The sequence below is a fragment of the Lachnotalea sp. AF33-28 genome, from assembly GCF_003477885.1.
Lineage (GTDB): Bacteria > Bacillota > Clostridia > Lachnospirales > Lachnospiraceae > AF33-28.
Map to the genome: position 1 here is coordinate 12,078 of NZ_QUEE01000025.1, position 21,048 is coordinate 33,125.

General features: G+C 49.2%; 13 protein-coding genes. 6 read left to right on the top strand and 7 right to left on the bottom strand.

All coding sequences use genetic code 11. From position 1 onward, the window contains the following. Positions 1-37 precede the first annotated feature (37 nt). Both DWZ56_RS21980 and DWZ56_RS21985 read left to right on the top strand, forming a co-directional pair. Complete coding sequence (locus DWZ56_RS21980; protein ID WP_118558776.1) at positions 38-1,888, top strand: sensor histidine kinase; 1,851 nt, start codon at positions 38-40, stop codon at positions 1,886-1,888. Then, positions 1,866-3,377: a response regulator gene (locus tag DWZ56_RS21985; RefSeq protein WP_118558777.1), complete on the top strand. Its 1,512-nt coding sequence runs from the start codon at positions 1,866-1,868 to the stop codon at positions 3,375-3,377. The genes DWZ56_RS21980 and DWZ56_RS21985 overlap by 23 nt, the downstream gene beginning before the upstream one ends. Positions 3,378-3,380: 3 nt before the next feature. Here the strand turns inward: DWZ56_RS21985 and DWZ56_RS21990 are convergent, their stop codons facing one another. The 5 genes from DWZ56_RS21990 to DWZ56_RS22010 all read right to left on the bottom strand — a co-directional run bounded on the left by DWZ56_RS21990 (position 3,381) and on the right by DWZ56_RS22010 (position 11,727). Continuing rightward, the gene (locus DWZ56_RS21990; protein WP_118558778.1) at positions 3,381-6,518 is read right to left on the bottom strand and encodes an alpha-mannosidase; all 3,138 of its coding nucleotides are present in this window, start codon (positions 6,516-6,518) and stop codon (positions 3,381-3,383) included. A gap of 24 nt (positions 6,519-6,542) precedes the next feature. Next, complete coding sequence (locus DWZ56_RS21995) at positions 6,543-8,099, bottom strand: extracellular solute-binding protein (RefSeq protein WP_158584692.1); 1,557 nt, start codon at positions 8,097-8,099, stop codon at positions 6,543-6,545. 36 nt (positions 8,100-8,135) lie between these two features. Then, the gene (locus DWZ56_RS22000; RefSeq protein ID WP_118558780.1) at positions 8,136-9,032 is read right to left on the bottom strand and encodes a carbohydrate ABC transporter permease; all 897 of its coding nucleotides are present in this window, start codon (positions 9,030-9,032) and stop codon (positions 8,136-8,138) included. A gap of 1 nt (position 9,033) precedes the next feature. Next, complete coding sequence (locus DWZ56_RS22005; protein ID WP_199679633.1) at positions 9,034-9,960, bottom strand: ABC transporter permease; 927 nt, start codon at positions 9,958-9,960, stop codon at positions 9,034-9,036. Between the two features lie 249 nt (positions 9,961-10,209). Then, positions 10,210-11,727 carry an extracellular solute-binding protein gene (locus DWZ56_RS22010; RefSeq protein WP_118558781.1) on the bottom strand — a complete coding sequence of 506 codons (1,518 nt, stop codon included), beginning with the start codon at positions 11,725-11,727 and terminating at the stop codon, positions 10,210-10,212. A gap of 139 nt (positions 11,728-11,866) precedes the next feature. Here DWZ56_RS22010 and DWZ56_RS22015 point away from each other — a divergent pair, with 139 nt between their 5' ends. The 3 genes from DWZ56_RS22015 (at position 11,867) to DWZ56_RS22030 (ending at position 17,595) form a co-directional block, all read left to right on the top strand. Next, positions 11,867-14,107, top strand: coding sequence for a helix-turn-helix domain-containing protein (locus tag DWZ56_RS22015; protein WP_158584693.1), 2,241 nt, complete (start codon positions 11,867-11,869; stop codon positions 14,105-14,107). A gap of 54 nt (positions 14,108-14,161) precedes the next feature. Beyond that, positions 14,162-16,921 (top strand): HD domain-containing protein, encoded by a 2,760-nt coding sequence (locus DWZ56_RS22020; RefSeq protein WP_118558783.1) that lies wholly within the window; start codon positions 14,162-14,164, stop codon positions 16,919-16,921. 209 nt (positions 16,922-17,130) lie between these two features. After that, on the top strand, positions 17,131-17,595 hold the full coding sequence (locus DWZ56_RS22030) for a TspO/MBR family protein (protein WP_118558785.1): 465 nt from the start codon (positions 17,131-17,133) through the stop codon (positions 17,593-17,595). Between the two features lie 21 nt (positions 17,596-17,616). On the opposite strand, the gene DWZ56_RS22035 is transcribed toward DWZ56_RS22030, so the two are convergent. Together DWZ56_RS22035 and DWZ56_RS22040 are read right to left on the bottom strand one after the other, a co-directional pair. After that, positions 17,617-18,612: an SPL family radical SAM protein gene (locus DWZ56_RS22035; RefSeq protein WP_118558786.1), complete on the bottom strand. Its 996-nt coding sequence runs from the start codon at positions 18,610-18,612 to the stop codon at positions 17,617-17,619. Positions 18,613-18,736: 124 nt separating this feature from the next. Further along, positions 18,737-19,195 (bottom strand): Lrp/AsnC family transcriptional regulator, encoded by a 459-nt coding sequence (locus DWZ56_RS22040; RefSeq protein WP_118558787.1) that lies wholly within the window; start codon positions 19,193-19,195, stop codon positions 18,737-18,739. 171 nt (positions 19,196-19,366) lie between these two features. Here DWZ56_RS22040 and DWZ56_RS22045 point away from each other — a divergent pair, with 171 nt between their 5' ends. After that, complete coding sequence (locus tag DWZ56_RS22045; protein ID WP_118558788.1) at positions 19,367-20,695, top strand: MATE family efflux transporter; 1,329 nt, start codon at positions 19,367-19,369, stop codon at positions 20,693-20,695. Positions 20,696-21,048 lie beyond the last annotated feature (353 nt).

The window sequence follows — 21,048 nt, forward strand, 5'->3', positions numbered from 1 at the left end:
TACGGCACTCTATGGAAGATACGGCGGGGGGACTACTATGTACACAAAAATCAAAAGCTCTGTTTTCTCTAAACTCATACTGTTTTTCGCAGTTGTGCTTTTTATTTCTTTCACAGCAATATTGATTTACAGCAGCCAATATCTCAATCAAAAGGCTGGGAATACGCTGCAGACAGAGAGCATCCGGGCGATCAACCGCATGAACAACTATATCAACGAGAAATACATCACTTCCCAACGCATCCTCGCCTCCCTCTATAAGAATAAATATTACAGCATCATACCGTCTTATCTGACCTCGCCTGCAGATGACACACATGTAAGGCAGAATTTCGCTTCAACGCTGGACGAATTTCTACAGTTTCATTTTTCATCCGATAAAGATATAGTGAATATTGCGCTGGAAATTTACGGGGATCAGAGCATCTATCTGCTGAATAAAGAGGCGAAACGGAGAAGAAATCTGGAGGATGCGCTCCGGGAACAGATGAACGGATATCAGAAGACGGCAAAGGATTACGGAGTCACCTTATTTCCCGCTTACACCAGTGTCCTTTCCCCCTACAGCGGACCGGTAATTCCCATGGTATGCCGCATAAAGAGTACGGACCTGGCGGCGGACCCCGGGTGTATTCTGGTGGATTTCTCCTGCAGGAGCATGGAGGATGAACTTGCGGACTATTCTTCCGAATTTCCTTCCTCCACCCTGTACATCCTGGATTCCCACGGCACCGTCATCTATGATTCTTCGACGGCGCTGACCGGTCAGCCCTATCCCGGATTTTCCCGCCTGACAGCAGACGATATACCCCCGGGCGGCATGGAGGACGGTGAACTGTATACGAACCTGGAATATAACGGCAGCCTGGATCTGTATTTTGTATCCGTTCATCCTCTGCACAGCATCTACAGGACCCTTAAGCCACAGAAAACTTTTATCTATGCTGGGATTATGACGCTCACCGCCGTATCTCTGTTCAGCATCCTGCTGTTTTCCAGACAGTATTTCCGCAGGATTTCCGCCATCTGCTGCGCCATACGTGAAATCCGGTCCGGAAATCTGACGGTGCGCATTAAGTCCCCCGGCCAGACAGATGAGCTTTCGCTGATCTCGGATAATCTGAACGATATGTGCGGCAGGCTGGAACATATGATACAAGAGGTTTACATCAGCCAGATTGAAGCACAGTCCAGTGAGATTCTAAGAAAAGACGCCGAATTAAAACAGAGGGCCGCCGAGCTGTATGCGCTTCAGACACAGATCAACCCCCATTTTCTCTATAATACATTGGAATCCATCCGGATGAGAGCACTCTCCTTTGGCAACAGGGATGTCGCGCAGATGGTCTATCTGCTGTCCACACTGTTTAAACAAAGTCTGAAAACCGGTTTTGTCACCGGTATACCGGAAGAGCTGGATACCTGCCGTCTGTATCTGGAGCTCACCTCATACCGCTATAAGGATAAGATTGACACAGAGATCGAGGTGGACGAGAATGTCCAGGAATGCGGAATCATACGGCATATACTGCAGCCCATCATTGAAAATGCGCTCTGTCACGGCCTTGCACCCGGCAGCGCCCACAACGCGATCCTCATAGCGATCGGCCAGGAGGGCGGGGATATCCTGATTCGGATAAAGGATAACGGCACAGGCATTTCACCGGAACGATTGAACCAGCTGAAGATTCAGTTGAACACCCAGACCTCCCCCCAGGAAAATCGGATCGGCCTCTCCAACGTCCACCAGCGCATCACCGGGATTTTTGGCTGCGGCTACGGCGTCGGTCTGGACAGCATTCCCGGCGAAGGTACAACGGTAACCATTCGCATACCCTATATGACTGTAAAGGAGATGGAAAATTATGTTCAAAGTTTTGCTTGCTGATGACGATCCGTTTATACTGGAAGGACTGCATTACATCGTGGACTGGAAATCCCTCGGACTTGAAATCACCGCAGCAGTGTCAAACGGAAAAGATGCCATGGATTATATCATCTGTCATACGGTGCACATCCTGCTCACCGACATTAAAATGCCCGGGGTGGACGGCATCTCCTTAATACGCTGGATACGCGGGAAAGGCTACGACATACGCTGCATTATTTTAAGCGGGTATGATGATTATCCTTATATGAAACAGGCTCTTCATCTGGATATAGAGAACTATCTGATTAAATCGGTAAATGAGAACGAACTGTCCCGGACTCTGGAGAATATTGTGGAAAAGCTGGAACAGGGCAGCCGGAATTTGCTGCTGCCTTCCGAAAATATCCTGAAAGAAAATGTACTGCTTCGATGGGCGACCGGGCGCATCACCCGTAGAGAATTGGAAGAAAGGATGAACTTTCTGGAACTGCCTGTAAACGGTGTTTATTATCAGGTCTGCGTGCTGCGCGTGCCGGATGCCGCCGATTCAAACGCAGCACTGCCTGTATCCGAAAATTCCTATAGGTTCCGGGATCTTGACGGGGATCTGGTCTTGATACAGTCGCAAGAGGACCCCGCCGGACTTGAGGAGGCGGTAAAACAGCTCGCCGGCAGGTTCTCCTCCGGGGCTCTGCTGTCCGGCCTTCTCACTGTCGGAAAAGCCGTCAAAGGCTCCGGAAACGTAAACGACAGTTACAGAACTGCCAAACAGCTGCAGAATTACAGTCTGATGAGTCCTGACTGCCATATGATCAGTTACGGCATTCCCAGGCCGGAGCATGAAAAATACAGCGCACCCCCAAGCTCTGATATGGAGATCTACTATCAAGCGCTCCTGCAAAACGATCCGGGCAAGGCGGAGAAGATACTCGAGCAGATCTATGGACGGGATTATGATTACCGCGCCTATTCCTACGATTATCTGCAGGCCGCTACCCTGCGCATCTTTTTTTCATTAGCCGATGCCGCCCGTTATCTGCATCTGGATACATTGGATCTGCTGCTCCCTACGGACCTTCTGTACAAAAAAGCGGCTTCGTTTCGTTCGCGCCCGGCCCTGTATCGCTGGATATCCGATACCACTTCCGAATTTTTCCGGCTGAAAAACAGCTGCAAGGGCGCGGGTAGTCCTGTGATTGAACGGATGCACAACTATGCGGAGGCGCATTACAAAGAAGACATCAGCCTGCAGACCATTTCCTTTGAATTTAACGCCAACGCAGCCTATCTTGGCAGGATTTTTAAGGAAGCTACCGGCCAGTCCTTCTCCAGCTATTTAAATCAGGTGCGCATCAAAAAGGCCAAAATGCTGCTGAATGAGACCGGGTGCACCGTACATGAAATCGCAGAGCGGATCGGTTATAACAGCACCAATTATTTTGTAAATGTATTTAAGAAGTATACCGGCTGTTTTCCAAGCCAGTATCGGGAGATGCACAACAGCTGAAATCTATTGCTCTCCGATCAAAAATGTCTTTATCTCATACGGACCGTACTCTGCAGTAAACATATGGTTTACGCATTCGATCTGCTGTTCCTCCTCTTCCATCAGAGAGGCGTCAAAGACCCGCTCCCCCATCTCCTCTGCGATACGAAAACGCACAGCGGTCCTTTTTCCCCACGCCTCATAGGTTCGGATCACAATCCGCTGCGAATCTTCCGCTTCCTTAACGTTCTCGATCACAATATTTTCCCGGTCGGCACTTATCATGGAATAGCTTGCAGGCAGGCTGCCCGCATGAGGGCCCGTAAGCACCGCATACAGCGGGCAGTTCAGCTCATATGCCTTTTCTATCACCTTCCCCTCCCTATATCCTCCCATATGAGGATATAGGGAATAGGTGAAGCGGTGTTTCTCCTTATCCGCATCCGGATTGGGATATATGCCGGATTTTAGAAGGGACAGCCGGATCACTGAACCGTGGATATCGTACCCGTACTTACAGTCATTCAGAACGGCCGCTCCGTATCCGTACTCGGACAGATCCGCCCATTTGTGGGCGCAGACTTCGAATTTTGCCTGTTCCCAGCTGGTATTCGTGTGTGTGGGACGTTCCAGACTGCCGAACTGGATATCATACACAGCACAGCCCGCCGTAATCTCCAGCGGAAATGCGGCCTTTAAAAACAGCTGGCTTTCCCTCCAGTCCACGTCCGTAACGAAATCAATTCTCCGCGATTTCGGATACACGATCATGTCCTGTTGTATCCTGGAGTCCAGAAAATGGCGCACGGTCCGGATACAGGTCCGCACAGGTCCGGTCTCCACCACCTCCGGCCCTGTCTGCAGCCTGGCGCCCCACATTTTTTCCCGATAGGAGGCATCCAGGTTCCAGTTATCGTATTGGGAAGGGCGGTCCTCAAATATCTGAAGCTCATTGACACATTTTCCTTGCTGTACCAGCTCCCTACCGGCCTCTTTATCATAGATGGAATCCGGATACCCCTGCTCATTAAGCCGTATCCTGTAATACGGCGTATCAATCACGCCGTCTTCTGCCTTAACCGGGGTTTTATCTGTCCCGGCAGACGCCGGCTCAACGGAAAACACGCCGTACCCTTTGGGCAAAATCCCGTCAACCCAGAACAGATAACCTCCGTCTTCGGCCGGCTGCCCCGGATATACCGCACCGTCCCGCCTTAGGGACACAGGCACATTTGAATCAATCCGGATCATTCCTTCTCCGGCCGTATACAGGGGATTGAACACAACTGCGCTCCTGCCGGAGGCCGGAATCCTGTCCGCCACAGCCCGCAGCGCTTTCTCAATATTTTGCCTGTCCGTCCTCAATATTTCTTCATACTGGGTTTTTGAGTCTTCATAAACCTCTTTTATCGAAGAACCCGGCAGGATATCGTGAAACTGGTTCAGCAGGGTCAGCTTCCAGCACCGGTTCAGGTCTTCCCTCGGATATAAAAGACCGGTGCGCAGCAGACGGCCGAGCACAGAAAACTGTTCCACATCACAGTTTTTCCATTCGCAAAGCCGGTTATAGCGTTTATTTCTGCCCATGGATGTATAGGTTCCCCTATGAAACTCCAGATACAGTTCCCCCGACCATTCCGGCACATCCCGGTCTTTCAGATTATGCTCCAGCCTGTGAAAAAACTCTTTTGCAAAGCCCTGCTTTGTCCGCGGGATGCCCGTTATGCCCTTTTTCAGCCGGGCGTGCTGTTCCAGCATGTCCGCCGTGGCGCCGCCTCCCCCGTCACCGAAGCCGAAGCAGTTTAAAATATCCTGATTCATCCCTTTATTGCTGTAGCGTTCCCAGCAGCCGGATACCTGGCTGGGCGTAATCTCACCGTTATAGGTGGTGGTAAAATCGTCCGGATCCTCTCCCGGCGTCTTTTTATTCTCCTGAGTTGTTATGAAATACGTCAGGATACCGGTTCCGTCAATCCCTCTCCATACCATTGTATCGTTTGGAATCCGGTTCACTTCATTCCAGCTGATTTTTGTGGTCATGAAATAACGGATTCCCGATTTTTTCAGGATTTGGGGCATGGATGCGCTGTAGCCGAATACGTCGGGCAGCCACAGGATCTCGCAGCGCACTCCGAACTCCCGCCAGAAGAAGCTGCGGCCATAGAGGAGCTGCCGGACCATGGATTCGCCGTTTATCAGGTTGCAGTCCGGTTCCAGCCACATACCGCCCTCCGGCTCCCATCGGCCGGCCTTAACAGCGGCTTTTATCTGCGCATACAGATCCGGATCTTCTTCCTTAACAAATTCATAGAGCTGCGGCTGGCTGGACATAAACCTGTACTCCGAATACTGATCCATCAGCTCCAGGACGGTGTAAAAACTCCTCACCGCCTTCTCAACGGTCTGGCGGAGCGGCCATTTCCAGGCGACATCAATATGTGTGTGGCCTATGCAGTACTCCGTCACGGCCGGCTGCGGGCAGCAGAGCTTATCATAACGGGCTTGCAGATACGCTTCCGCCTCCTTCACCGAACTGTAAAACTGTTCGGAGCCAACCCGGCGCAGATCCAGACAGTTGAGCGTTTCATTCAGCAGCATCAGCATATGCTGTCTTTCATAGCCGTCCTCCGGCAGCAGCACAGCGGCCTCAAACGGCACGAGCAGATCGTAAAAGAGCTTTTGCACATCCTCTCTAAGCACGTAAAAGGTGACTTTCAGGGACACATCCGAATGAGCGTGGTTCTGATATGCGTAGAGGCGCACATCATAGCGCTGTCCCGCTTCGGCCCGCGGGGAAATCCTGCAGGTCCTGTGGTTGACATCCAGGCCGCACCGGTTCCTGCCGTCTATGTTTACTAAAAACTGCGGATTATCGGTATCCCAGTAATTATCCAGGTTTGTTAGCACCTCCATCCATACGGGCCGGTCCCGGTAGATCGGAGGGATCTGAAAGGATAATGCAAAGCAGGCGTGTCCGTCCTCCGATCCCCAGGTATCCCCTTTTTCAAATATCTTCCATCCGGAGATCTCTTCTTTCATCACACTGTCCATCTCATAACCGCAGCTGCGGTACCGGATCTGTTCTGCTTCCAGATACTCTGTCCTGCAGGCATCCTTCAGCACATTCAGCACTGTCCGGATTCTGGATTCATAATACTTCACATTATCCCTCCGTTTCTTACGTCTTTACTGTTCGTTCAGCTTATATTCCGCGTACTGCTCCGTATATTCTTTGATCACATCGGCGCCTCCGCGTTCTCTCCACTGGTCCACACATTTCCTGTATCCGTCTGCGTCGATGCTGCCCATTATGTATTTCACATCCGCATCCATCATCATATTATCCAGTTCACTGGAAAGCTCATCATATGTATCCGACTGCAGCCCGATGGAATCGTTGGTCACCAGGTGCTGATTTCTGTACTCGATGGAGTCATACAGATCCGTCAGCATCTGACTGTCATCGTCCTTGCGGAAATAGGGAGGATAGGGAAAACTCTGATTCAGTCCGTCGGCGGTATCCACGCTAAGCTGTGTTTTGCCGGTTCCCTGATCCATAATCATAACCCGCTTTTCATCCTGAACCTCATAGTGAACACCTTTTACACCGTATGCCATGAAATCCTGATACTCCTGCGTACACAGACTGTCATAGATGCCTAAGATTTCTTTCAGCTCCTCCTCGGTCTGTATCGCACCGTCACCAAAGCGGTTAAACATTACCAGGCCGTTAAAACCTTTTGTAGAAACACATTTCGGTTCTTCCCCTTCAAAATGAAGCGCGGAACCAACCGCGCACACCGCCTCCGGCACAACCTGAGTCAAATTTGCAGAACGGGTGCTGATATCATCGGTTGTACAGAAAATCACGCCGCATTTTCCCTGGTCAAAAGCGCTGGTTCTGTCATTTGCGGTGATTTCCGCAAAATCCTTATTCATATAGCCGCTGTCATACATATCCTTTATGTAGGTTAACATCGTAAGCCACTGATCCGTCGCGAAATCCGGAACCATCTCACCGTTCTCATATCTCCATTCATTGGGAGCACCCATGGCCACAGCCAAAAATTCCAGTCCGTTCCATTCACGGTTATACGGTCCCTGATAAGAAGAAACAAAGCCGTAAGTATCATCGACGCCATTGCCGTCCGGGTCATCCTCTGTAAAAGCTCTCATCACCTCTTTGAATTCCTCAAAAGTCTCAGGCATATCCAGGCCCAGATTATCAAGCCAATCCTGACGGATCACATATCCGCACCTTCCCAGAATCCTTGTCTTGGGAATGCCATAAATTTTACCGTTACGTTTGCAGTTTTCCCAGGTCTGCTCCCCGATAAAATTGTACAGGTTCGGATAATCCTTCAAATAATCGTCCAGAGTCCAGAATCCGCCCCCATCCATCGCCTGGATCATGTTATTGTTCATCAAAACATTGCCGTTGGCGGAAAATATCTTAGGCAGTCCCTTTGACGCGATCAGCGTTGTCACCTTTTCCTCATAGGACAGTGTGGGCACATAATTGATTTCGATCTCTATGCCCATTTTCTCCTCCAGCGCATTATACCATGCGTTATTCTCCATATCCGGAGCCTGGTCCGAAAACAGCTCCTGCATGATCGTTAACCGGACGGAAGAGTCCCCCTCCGCTTCCTTCGCGTTCTGCTCTTTTGACGCGCATCCCCCGCACAGCACAACTGTGAGGGCCAGCAAAGCGGCCAAACCTTTTTTTGTTGTTTTTCTCATATACATTCTCCTTTTTTGTTTTTATCTGAAAGGGGATCAACCCTTGACAGATCCAAGCATCATGCCTTTTGAAAAGCATTTCTGAACAAACGGATACACCAGAAGGATCGGCAGCGTGGCAAATACTATAACCGCATAGCTGACATTCTGCGGCGGTATATAGCCGATGTCACTGACCGCCGAAGCGTCTGAAAATCCGCCGGATGACAGCAGCACGATCTGACGCAGCCAAACCTGAATCGGCCACAGTTCCGAATTATTTACATATAGGACGGCGTCGAAATAGTCGTTCCAGTATCCCACCGCATAAAACAGGGAAAAGGTGGCTACTGCCGGCTTAATCAGCGGCAGGACGATGCGCCGGAAGCTCTGAAAATAATTGCAGCCATCCACCACAGCGGCCTCCTCCAGCTCCTTAGGAAGCGCACTGATGGAAGAACGGATCAGTATCGTGTTATAAGCGCTGATGCAGCCCGGAAGCCACAGAGCCCAGAGCGTATCGGTCATCTTAAGGCCGTTCACCACCAGATAGGTCGGTATCATGCCTCCGCTGAACATCATGGTAAAAACAATGAGCGCATTGAAAAAGCCGCGTCCTTTCAGATGATCTTTAGACAGGGCATAGGCAGTCATCAGAGTCAGCACCATGCTAAGGACTGTGCCCACCAGCGTCACAAAACCGGATACGCCCATGCTCTTAATCAGAGATACGCTGGAAAACAGATATTTGTAGGTTGAAAAATCCAGATGGATCGGATAGATAAAAAATTTCCTCGTCAGTATATCTGACAGCGGGGATACCGATGCCGCAATTACAAACAGAAACGGCACCAGACAGGCTGAGGCCACTGTAAGCAGCACCAGCAGATTCACCAGATCAAAGACACGGCTCCCAACGGACGCCTTAATTTTATTGTTTTTTTTCGCTGCCATCCTAGAATACACCCTCCTCTCCGGCCTTTTTGGCTATTTTATCTGTGATCACCACCAGAATCAGACAGACTGCGGATTTAAACAGGCCCACGGCCGTACCGTAACTGACTCTGCCTTTTTTGATCGCCATCTGATAGACATATGTATCAAATACCTCGCCGACTTCCCGGTTCATAGAATTGAGCATCAGGAAGATCTGTTCAAACCCGTTATTTAAAAAGCTTCCCATGCGCAGGATCAACAATGTAATGATTACACCTTTTAAAGCAGGCAGCGTGATATGCCACATCTGCTGTCTTCTGTTCGCTCCGTCAATCCTCGCCGCTTCATACAGCTGCACGTCCACCCCGGCTAACGCAGCCAGGAAAATGATGGTGCCCCAGCCCGCTTCTTTCCATATCACCTGGAACGTAATCAACGGTGCAAATGAATTCGGTTCGCTCAATACGCTGACATCCCTGCCAAAAATGCCGGAGAGCACTCCGGTCAGCGCACCGCTCTGTGAAGAGAACAGTGTAAAGCAAATGCCGGCCACCACAACCCATGATACGAAATGGGGCAGATACACCACCGACTGAATGATTCCCTTCAGCTTCTCATTTTTTAATTCATTGAGCAGCAGCGCCAGCAGGATCGGCAGAGGAAAATACAAAATTATGTTGTAGACTGCCAGGCGCAGGGTATTCGCGAATATCTGCAGAAATTTTGGATCGGACCAGAGCCTCCGAAAATGCTTCAATCCTACAAAGGAGCTTTTCAATACCCCTACCATCGGATTGTAATCCTGAAACGCCGTAATGAGTCCGAACATCGGACCGTATTTAAATATCAGGAAATACAGCATGCCGGGTAAAATCATCAGATAGAGGATCCAGTCCTTTCGAATGGCCTCCGCCCAACCCCGTTTTTGTTTTTGCTTGTGATTCACCTTGAGAATCCCTTCCTTCCCTCTTTTTGTTCGGCTTTTTTTGCCATGCTGCTATTGTAATGCCAGTTTTAATAAATGTGCAGGCCTAGTATGTCGGATTGCACAATCAAAATCGGAAGTGAGCGGTATTTTTTGATGATCAAAAAGGCAAGTCAAGCCTCAGTATCACCTTTTTTACATCTATCATGAATTTTTGCACAAAAAAATAAGGATGGATTTCCCATCCTTATCCTTTTTATGAATATTGGCTTATTTCTTTTTTAGCTCATACTGCTCCGTCAATTCCGAAATAACCTCTGTTCCTCCCGCTTCCAGCCACTCTTCCAGGGCCGCATTAAATCCCTCATCTCCTATTTCTCCTAAAATATACCTCATAGATGCATTTTGAATGATCCGGTTCAGGCTCTCTTTCTTCTTAATATAAGTAGAGGACTGCAGAAGATCCGCATCGTCGAATACCAGATATGGGCTGCTCTCTTCCATCACCTTTTCCAGCTGCCGTTTCAGCTCGCTGTCTTCGCTTGCTCCTGTCATGCGGTCAAAGGTAAAAATCTGTGTGAAATCCATCATATCCGCATTCAGCTTCAGTGTTCCGTCCTCCATTTTCAGAAGCTCTTTGGATCCGTCCGGATTCTGTACAAAATCCACCTGCTCTACGCCGTAGGTAAACAGATCCTCCTGTTCGCACAGGCTGTTGAAAAAAGACAGCACCCTGCGCAGTTCTTCCTCCGTCCGTATCCCGCCTTCCCCTGATTTATTAAACATCACCATGCCGTTATATCCTCTGTCAGAATTGACCCGTCTGCTTTTGCCACCATTCTCCAGACTGGTCATCACCGCCAGGGAAGCGCCGGGAATCCGGCTTTCCAATTCCGCCTGCAGCCCCAATGCATCATCAATACAGCCGAAACAGCAGCCGGTATTTCCTTCAAGAAAATCCTTCTGGCGCTGCTGCACCGTTGTGATTGAGATCTCTCTTGACATCACCCCCTCATTTATGCACCTGCGAAAAAACCTTAACGCCTCCAGATACTCTTCCGTAAAAAAATCAGGCAGCATGGCGCCATCCCTGTACTCCCAATAGTTCGGACCTCCAAGCACCGTGGTCAGAGTCGCAATACCGTTCCAGGATTTATTTCCATAATCCGTCCAGCAAAAACCCAGGCCGTAAGTATCATCCCGGCCGTTTCCGTCCGGATCCTCATAGGTAAAACGGGTGAGCATCCGATAAAAATCTTCCAATGTGCGCACCTCGGATATCCCCAGCCGCTGCGCCCAATCCGCCCGGTAATACAGCCCGTTTCTCGGCTGGATGCGCAGCCTCGGAATACCGTAAACCGCACCGTCAATCCGGACTGACTCCCAGAACTGCTCTCCGATCAGCTGATACAGCGCCGGATAGTCCTCTATATAATCATCCAGTTTCCAAAATGATCCCGCGGATATGGCGCGGCGCATTACCGGTGAGGACATCAGGCTGTCATTGGCGGCAACCGCCATCGGCAGGCTGTCCGCCGTCGTCATGCGTTCTATGCGGCTCACATAGTTTACGCTTGGAATCCTCTGAACCGTGATCTTTTCTCCCGTCCTGCGCTCCAGCTCCCTGTACCATTCGTTCTCGGTGTCTTCGGCAGTCTGGCTGCCAAACAGTTCGTAGCAGAGGGTTATGGGCCGTTTCTCTTCCTCCCTGGAATCCGCTCCGTCCTGGCTGCAGCCGGCAAGCAGGATAACCGCCATAAAAAGCATCGCATGTAATAAATGTTTCATCCGCTGTTCTTCCTCCGTTTTTCCTTGAAAGGCATCTCAAAATCGATTAGAATAATATAAGAACATTATACCTTAGCTTATTCTTTTCGTAAACGAGGTTATTACATTATATGAGGTGTTTCCGATGATGCTTTCTCCAATGAAAAACAAGCGTTTTGCAAAAGCGGGCGGCAGCCACCGCGTACTTTTTTCCTGGCTCTTATCCTATGCGGTTATTTTTCTGTTTCCCATCGCCTTTCAGTTTTTTACATATCGCCAGGCGGTCTCCACCATCCGCAGCCAGACCATCGAGTCGCAGCGTTTATCGCTTGAAAAGTTTCAGAGCGATATGGACGGTGAATTATCCCTGATCAGCGATTTCGTCTCCCGGATTTCATTGGATGACAACGTGAATTATCTGTTGAACGCCCCCGGCAAATCCGTTTACCTGGAAAGTTACGCCCAAGCCTCAGTGCTGCATCAGATGAACCGCTCTCTAAGCTCCTATGAGCCACATGACAGTCTGATCGACGATTACTACATATTCACGAATAACAGGCTCATCTGGCACAGCCAGGGGATCAGTGAATGGAAGCAGGACAATAGTCTGGCGTGCACCATATGGAACCGCTGTGAAGGGCTGGATCTGACCGAGAACCATATCTTTTCTCTGACGGACGGTCAGGAGCAGTATCTGGTCATTACCTATCCGCTGCCATATGCCTATACTCCGGCAGGCTATATCGCCGTACTTTTGGATTCGGACACGCTTAGAGGCTGTTTAAAGAAATTTACGGTTTTAGACGAAAGCCGTTATTATATAACGGACAACGGCAATGAGGTGCTGGCCTGCCTGTCCCCGGACAGCGATACCGAAGGAAAGAGCTACTACTGCAGTGTCAATTCCGAAGTGATGCCGCTCACCTATGTATCCGCGGTGGAAGTCAGTTTTGCCGACAGCCAGCTCATATTTCTTCGCAGAACGCTTTTGGTGAGTCTGACCAGCTGTATTCTGGGCGGTCTGATTCTGATCGCGTTTTTCACCCGGCGCAATTATTCCCCGGTACAAAAACTGGTCAACACCGTCCGTGAGCATAACACGCTGACGGAAAACGAAATACTGAATGAATACCAGATCGTATCCGGAGCGCTGCAGCAGATATACGAAAAAAATGCTTCGATCGAAGAGGTCGTACAGAGACAGAACAAAACGATCTATTCCTATTATCTTTCTCTCCTGCTCAAAGGAACTCTTAACTGGTCTTCTATGGAGGAATCGCTGATCACAGAGATCGAGCGGGAAGTATTAAAAAAGAACTATCTGCTGCTCCTCACGCTAACGGATGTATCCGAAAAATGGCCGGCCAAACATCCTGAACTTGCGGAAAGCGCTTACTCTTCCTTTTATCAGACGCAGTTCACACAACGGCTTACAGACATGCTGCCTGACGGCATATCCATCTACAGCACGAATGTCTATGATTTCAATGCCTGCATCATCGCCGCGGATGACGTTCTCAAAGACTGGAAAGAGCTGCTTAACTCCTCCCTGGAAACTCTGTCGGAATATCTCGGCACGGCCTGTGAGTTTCAGTACTATTTTGCCGTCAGCGGCATACACGAAGGCATCGCGCAGCTTAACACCAGCTACGAGGAAGCCGCCTACGCGTTATCTTACTGTATCATGAAACAGGATATACGGATCGTCTTTCAGGATGACCTGTCCGCGGAGAAAGGGGATGCCCTGCCCGATTCGTCGGATCATGAAAAGCACCTGATTAATCTGATACAGACGGGCCAGACGGAGGCGGCCGGGGAACTGACCGCACAGTGGATGGATTCCATCGCGTCCAGGAACCTGCCCTTCTGCACCGCCAAGTGCCTGGCAGGCTCCGTTTTGTCCGCCATCATCACCGCCGCCGGCAATATGCAGCAGCACGGCATCTTTGCCACAGACTGCAACCAGGCCGCAGATGAGTTCCTGAAAGCCAACTCCTTTGGCAGACTGGAACATATACTGAAAAGCACGGCCCTCATGATCTCGCAGAAGGCTGCAGACGGCGCTGCGCAGTCCGGCCTGAACGACACCTGGGTCATGCGGATCAACGAGGTGATCGATCAGAATCTTCATGACGAAAATCTGAATATCACCTATATTGCCGATGCGCTGGGAGTGAGTTCCAAATACCTCTCTTCCATCTATATGAAGGCCACGAATACAGGCATCATCGATGTCATACATGAAAAGAGAATCGAACAGGTCAAGGAACTGATCGGACGCAGGGGGTACTCCGTCAGTGAAGCCGCCGCCGAGGTGGGGTACAGCAGTGTCGCGACCCTGAACCGCTGGTTTCGCAAATATGAAGGGATCTCACCGGGGCAGTACCGGAGCAATTGCTAAATCCGCTAGTTTTAATATCAGAAAGCTTCTTTGAAAACTATCAGGAGGTACTGTATGGATAACGCTTCTGTAATACCGAAACACTGGGCTGACAAGCTCGATCACAAAACCGCTTATGCCCTTGAATCCTCTATACTCGCATACTGCGATATTCTGGATCATGATTTATTCTTTTTTCCCGAGTATACCAATCACAAAATGATGCATATCCGCAATATTCTTAAGATAAGCACCCGGCTGATTCCTCCGGAAAGCGACGCAGATCTGACTGCCGGGGATATTGCGGTTTACATCCTTTCTGTGCTGTATCATGATATGGGCATGCACATTACTTATGCAGGATTTCTTCGTATCCTCACAGAAAACTTCTTTGCACATGACTATTCAGAAGTTTATAATGACCGGCCCTGGCCTAAGTTATGGGAGGATTATGTCCGGGAAGCCCGGCTTTGGAATGACAAAATCCGCAAGCAAATTCTTGGGACTGTCGATTGTTTTTCAGCCCTGCACACGCTCTGTGCTCCAAATGAACTACCGGCTGACAGTGCGCTTCTCAATCTGTATGACCGCCTCTTCATCGGAGAATTTCTGCGCCGCAATCACTGCAGAATGGCGTTTGATATCGCCTGTACCGGTTTTCCCTGTGCCGATGGCAGCATTCAGGTGCTTCCCGCGCAATATTCCCTGCTTGTCGGTCATATCGCCCGCTCCCACGGAGAGGACATCTGGAAAATGCTCGATACCATGGAGGCGCAGTATGGCAGCTCTTTTTTAAAGATACGTGATGTACATGTTCTTTATCTGATGGTGCTGCTGCGAATAGCAGATTATTTTGATATCTCCGATGATCGGGCCGCTGTCAGTATCTCACGGCTGTACCATTTCAAAAGTCCTGTTTCCGTCAGAGAATGGCAAAAAAATCAATGTGTCGTTAATATCGCTTTTGGTGCTGCGCGTGATCCCGAATTATTATTTATTGAGACCATCCCCCCATCCAGCAGCAGCATATTTCTAAGCCTGAAGCTGCTGCTGGATGACATGCAGAGGGAACTGGATACCTCCTGGGCCGTATTAGGCGATGTATATGGCAGGTCCCCTGAGAAACTGCATTTGAGTATCCGAAGGATAAAGTCTGATCTGACAAACACGGAGTGCGCAGAGCACCGTGTAAACTACCTGACAGAAAAGATCGCCTTTCGGGCCAATCCCGAACTGTTAAAATTATTAATCGGGCCCCTTTATGATTACCAGCCCGTGTACGGAATACGTGAACTGCTGCAGAATTCCATAGACGCCTGCCATGAAAAGCAGGCGCTATGCCGGCCAAAAGGCGAGAGCTACCATAGCAGGGTAGTCGTGGAATTTATCAGCCGCCCTGACGGGCATGCAACTATACGTGTGAGTGACAACGGAATTGGCATGACCGGAGATGTGATTAAAAATTACTACATGGTTGCCGGCTCCTCCTACCGATACGATCCCGCCTGGAAAAAAGATTATCTGGATCCCGATACCCTTGTCCCCAAAGTGGTTCGCAGCGGAAGATTTGGCATCGGCGTTTTGAGCACTTTTCTGTTGGGCGACAATATCCATGTTGAAACCGTTTCCTATTTGGAACAGATGAAGTACAGCTTCGATGCCCTCCTGGAAAGCGATCAGCTCGATATATTCAGACAGTCCGGGTCAGGTATGGAATCGGGCACCGTCATAACCGTTAACACATCACAGAAGATGCTGAATCAGCTCCGCACGGTTCCTGACTGGTTCTGCGAAAATGAACCGGAAATCGTATTCATTCCGGAAAGCCGTTTGAACCGTTGCGAATACCATCCAATAACTAAAGCCTGGAAAACCTGTGTTCTGTCCACAGGAAATACCGCATATTACCGTTTTCATACAGAGCACCCGGAGATCCCTTCCAATATCTATGTAAACGGACTGCTGACCGAAACAAACAATGCCGGGGTATCCGTAAATATCAGGGAACATTCCGAAGAAATATCGCTTTCTTTAAAAAGAGACCGCATTACAGGAATAAACGCCCGGCCTATAACTGCTGCAGACATACAGGAGGAAATCATACAATCCGTCCTTCTGGCTCGCCTGCTGACCTGTGACCCCTTTGATCTGCCCTATAAAGTGCTCACACATCCGTATCTGGACGGTATGCAGGATAAAATTCTGTTTACTCCTGACGGCTATATACCCATGGGACTCATAAATACAAAAAAGCCGGCACATTTATTCTTTACTGTGTCCCCCGGCATTACGAGTTCAGAGCGCTCCATCCGTTCTTTCTTCAGCAGGACAAAGCTTTCTCTGGATGACGCCTTTTTTACAGACAGCAGCTATATGGGGAAGCCGTGGTCAGGACCGCAAATAAAAATGAATATACCTCTGGAGGACAGTCAGTTTTGCCTGATAGGTTACGTCATAGCCGAAGGGTATTTCGGCGCCGGTTATCCCGACAAATCTGCAATCAGTAACTTGATCGGCCTGGATTCTTCAGATTATTTTTGTTCGCATAGAGGTGAACACAATGAAGTTCTATATATTCATAAAAATCATGTCCGGGAAAACGTCGGTTTGATAGATGATCTTAAATCGCTATGGTTGGAAAAGGCCGGCTGGCCTCTTGCAGTCTACAGTCTGCAAAAAGGCGGCACAAACCGGCAAAGCATTTGGAACGCTGAATTTATATCTGAACTTCTCGGAGATGCGGATCGGACCATTCCATACTCCCCGGAGGACCGAATCAAAAAATATCCCAGGGCTTACGAAGCGCTGGAACTTTATATAAATAACCTGAATTGAATCCTCACCTGTCATTTTTTAATGAAGCACCGTTAAAGTGAAAACGAATCCCGCTCGCGGGATTCTCCTCCTGCGGCGGGCCGTCCTGGCGGCATAATACCTTTTTCCCATTGAACGAAAATAATTCCTCCGATTTACGCATATAATGTGTACTGCAGGTGCCTTCTCTGGCAGGCACCGGACTATGATGCAGATCGGAGGAATCATCCATGTGTAAAAAGAAAACATATATCATCGCGATACTGATCCCGCTCCTGGTCGGAGGTCTTTCGGGATTTCTTGGAATGAACGGGATGGCAGAGTACAAAACGCTGGAAAAGCCGCTGCTTTCGCCGCCGGGATTTCTTTTTCCGATTGTCTGGACCGTCCTGTACGTGCTCATGGGCATCGGCTCTGCCCTCATATACTGTTCTGAAGACCCGAGGAAGGAACACGCCCTGAAAACATACGCCGCACAGCTGGCTGCGAACTTCTTATGGACCATTTTCTTTTTCACATTTAAGTGGAGACTGTTTGCATTTTTCTGGATCATCCTGCTCATCGCACTTGTTATCTCTATGATCCGGCAGTTTGCCGCCATACGTCCCCTGGCTGGGAAACTGCAGCTCCCCTATCTCTACTGGCTGCTGTTTGCCGCATATCTGAATCTGGGAGTCTGGTACCTGAACCGTTAGCAGAGTACCAAACATATGAAATCAGCTTATATAGCGGATACTGGCATCGCCGAAGATCCTTTTTATCTCTTTTCGCAAAAAGTTTTCCGCTTCCGCCCTGATCTCCGGCCGATAGCAGTATCTTCCCCTGCCGCGGCCGGTCATCTTTTCCTTATCATATAAATCCGGACTGTTGGGAAACGCCTCGCTGTTTATGGCCCGATGCACATAGGAATAGGTCATCAGAATGATCTCCAAAAACATCTGTTTTTTCATTTTTTCCGTCAGCCCTTCTTCCAGTTCTTCCAGAAGTCCCGTATACAACGCTTTCCACCCATCGGTCAAAATAACCGGAGCGATCAGAAGGCCGCACGGATATCCCGCCTCACACATGGCATTCACCGCTTCTATCCGAAGCTTTAAACCGGAGGTTCCAAGTTCGATTTTCCGTATGATTTCCTGCGGATTCACGCTCATCCGAAAGATTGTTTTACCTCTGTGGTCCAATCCAAGAAGCGGTTCCACCATATGAAATTTTGTCGGAAACGTCAGCTGTCCGGCGTCCGCTTCCGCAAAATATGGGATGGTGTACTGAAGATTCCCCGTGATTGTATTTTCCAGCACCAGATCACTGTTGCTGCCGATCTCAAAGGTGAGGGGCCGAGCGCTCTCCCGCCCTTTTCTGATCAGCTTGTCAAGCATCTGTTCCCGGTTGACAAACAGCCGCAGATAGGAGCATTTATTGTAATTGCAGACGAGATAACAGTACAGGCACATGGCTGTACAGCCCGATGATGTGTAGGGTACCAGATAATCTGACACCTTATGGTTCTCTGTATATTTATGAGTCTTCCTGATGCCTACGACCAGGCTGCGCTTCATACGGCCGAACTCAGAGTTCGGTTTTTCGCGCATCTTCTGTATCGCGTTGTGACTCTCGATCGGATACCAGGGGATGTCGTCAAACTGCGCTTTCAGCTCTTTGCCAAGATCATAGGACAAACTGGAGGGTTCGTAGTATACTGCTTCGAATTTCATAACGTTCCTTTCATTAAGCCGGTTAAAATTTATAAGTCAGGTAATAGTATGTTCCGTTTCCCGGCAAATCATGAAAGATCAGCTTAATCCAAATTCAGCGGGTTTTGCCCAGCCGTTTCTCTCATCAGAGTCTCAGTCCTTTTATATCCTTTATGCGTGAAAGAATGATATTACAGCTGCTGCTGACCACGCCGGGCAGCGGATCGACGGTTTCCTGAATCAACCGTTCCATTTCCTCATTGGAAGAGGCTACAGCATGGACATGCAGCTTATTTTTTCCGGTTACGCGGTAGATCTGGGTGACAGTCTCATTGCGGTTTAAAAGCTCCGTCACCTGTGCCAGAGTCTCCGGCAGAGTTTCTATTTCAAAATAACAGGATACAGCACCGCTGATCTTCTGCGGGTTAATCACGGTTGTATACTCCTCTATCACACCGCGCTGTTCCAGCGCCTGAATGCGCATTTTAACGGCCACCCTTGATATTCCAACCTGCTGGCCGATATCCGAATAGGACATCCGCGCATTTTTTATCAGAAGTTTCAGGATATTCTGATCCAGTTCATCCAATCCGTCCAGAAACATTCATACTACCTCCTACATTGCATTGTCTTAAATTCTCACTCTCTTTATTATAAGGTATAAAGATACCTAAAGCAATCAGACGATTGACATTTGAATTATATCCTGTTAGAATTGTTACGTTATGTAATTATTATATTTCGTTTTGTAATTGTTGAAAGGAGAATATTACCTATGAACGGTGATCTGACACACGGACCGGTGATGAAAACAATGCTGACATTTGCCGTTCCCATGATATTGGGAAACCTTCTGCAGCAGTGCTACAATGTGGCTGACACTCTGATTGTCGGACGCTTTCTTGGGCCCGACGCTCTGGCTGCCGTTGGATCTTCCTTTACATTGATGACCTTCCTCACTTCCATCCTATTGGGGCTATGCATGGGCAGCGGCGCGGTTTTCTCCATCCGCTTTGGGCAGCAGGATGACGATGGGCTGAAAGAGGGCATGTTCGCATCCTTTGTGCTGATTGCAGCCCTGGCTGTTCTCCTGAATGCGGTCACCGCGCTGTGTACAGATGAAATCATCCTCTTTCTTCAGGTTCCTGCCGAAATACGGGAGCTGATGCACGGATATCTCACTGTTATCTTCTGTGGAATTGCCGCGTCCTTTCTCTATAATTATTTTGCGTCCCTGCTGCGCGCATTGGGCAATTCCATTGTGCCTCTGATATTCCTGGCGGTCTCGGCCGTATTGAATATCCTGTTAGATCTCCTATTTGTGATTGTTTTTAAGCAAGGCGTCGGCGGCGCGGCTTTAGCCACTGTGATCTCACAGTATGTATCCGCAATCGGCATCGCTTTCTATGCCTGGTTTAAACTGCCCCAGCTGCGCATCAGCCGCAGGCACTGCCGCATACGGCGCGCCTGTCTTAAGGAAATCGGCAGCTTCTCGCTCCTGACCTGTGTGCAGCAGTCTGTGATGAACCTGGGCATACTGATGGTCCAGGGGCTGGTCAACAGCTTCGGCACCACGGTCATGGCCGCTTTTGCCGCTGCCGTAAAAATTGACTCCTTCGCTTACATGCCGGTTCAGGATTTCGGCAACGCCTTTTCCACCTTTATTGCTCAAAATTATGGAGCGAAAAAGGTGGATCGGATCCGGGCCGGTTTAAAAGGTGCGGTGCTTGCCGCTCTGGCCTTTTGCATAGTGATCTCCGTATCCGTATGGATATTTGCCCGTCCGCTGATGCTTTTATTCATCAATGAACAGGAAACCGCCATCATCTCCGAGGGCATCCGTTACCTGCATATCGAGGGGGCCTTTTACTGCGGCATCGGCTGTCTCTTCCTGCTGTATGGGCTGTACCGCGCACTGGGAAAACCGGGGATGTCCGTCATACTCACGGTAATCTCTTTGGGCACCCGCGTGGCGCTGGCTTACATATTATCCGCTATTCCGATGTTCGGCGTTGCGGGCATTTGGTGTTCCGTGCCCATCGGATGGCTGCTGGCGGATTCTGTAGGGCTGATTTACTACAGGCTGTGGAAGAAGGAGCTTTAGCTCACTTCCAGTCTGTTAAACAGCAAAAAATAACCCCAGGCATACGCCTGGGGCCTCATCTTTTGTATTTCTTTTGTACCGCACTAACTCTTTTGTATTTTTAACTTCATCCTATGTACTCATGGTATCCTGTGTATATCCGTTCTTCGCTTAAGTAAGGAAGGATAAGAACCATGGGGATTCGATGCGTAGGCATCGGATGCTCCGGATTATACCTTCAAAACTACACATTAACGATCATCTGTTTACATCTTACTTCCAAGTTCTCTACCAGATCTTCCATCCTCAGTTTCCGGATTCTTTGGTCAAGCCCTCGACCTATTAGTAGCAGTCAGCTCCATACATTGCTGCAC

What these genes read in the sequence shown, in the direction of transcription:
- DWZ56_RS21980 (WP_118558776.1), top strand. Translation starts at nt 38, where the DNA reads ATGTACACAAAAATCAAAAGCTCTGTTTTCTCTAAACTCATACTGTTT.
- DWZ56_RS21985 (WP_118558777.1), top strand. Translation starts at nt 1,866, where the DNA reads ATGTTCAAAGTTTTGCTTGCTGATGACGATCCGTTTATACTGGAAGGA.
- DWZ56_RS21995 (WP_158584692.1), bottom strand. Translation starts at nt 8,099, where the DNA reads ATGAGAAAAACAACAAAAAAAGGTTTGGCCGCTTTGCTGGCCCTCACA.
- DWZ56_RS22000 (WP_118558780.1), bottom strand. Translation starts at nt 9,032, where the DNA reads ATGGCAGCGAAAAAAAACAATAAAATTAAGGCGTCCGTTGGGAGCCGT.
- DWZ56_RS22010 (WP_118558781.1), bottom strand. Translation starts at nt 11,727, where the DNA reads ATGAAACATTTATTACATGCGATGCTTTTTATGGCGGTTATCCTGCTT.
- DWZ56_RS22015 (WP_158584693.1), top strand. Translation starts at nt 11,867, where the DNA reads ATGAAAAACAAGCGTTTTGCAAAAGCGGGCGGCAGCCACCGCGTACTT.
- DWZ56_RS22020 (WP_118558783.1), top strand. Translation starts at nt 14,162, where the DNA reads ATGGATAACGCTTCTGTAATACCGAAACACTGGGCTGACAAGCTCGAT.
- DWZ56_RS22030 (WP_118558785.1), top strand. Translation starts at nt 17,131, where the DNA reads ATGTGTAAAAAGAAAACATATATCATCGCGATACTGATCCCGCTCCTG.
- DWZ56_RS22035 (WP_118558786.1), bottom strand. Translation starts at nt 18,612, where the DNA reads ATGAAATTCGAAGCAGTATACTACGAACCCTCCAGTTTGTCCTATGAT.
- DWZ56_RS22040 (WP_118558787.1), bottom strand. Translation starts at nt 19,195, where the DNA reads ATGTTTCTGGACGGATTGGATGAACTGGATCAGAATATCCTGAAACTT.
- DWZ56_RS22045 (WP_118558788.1), top strand. Translation starts at nt 19,367, where the DNA reads ATGAACGGTGATCTGACACACGGACCGGTGATGAAAACAATGCTGACA.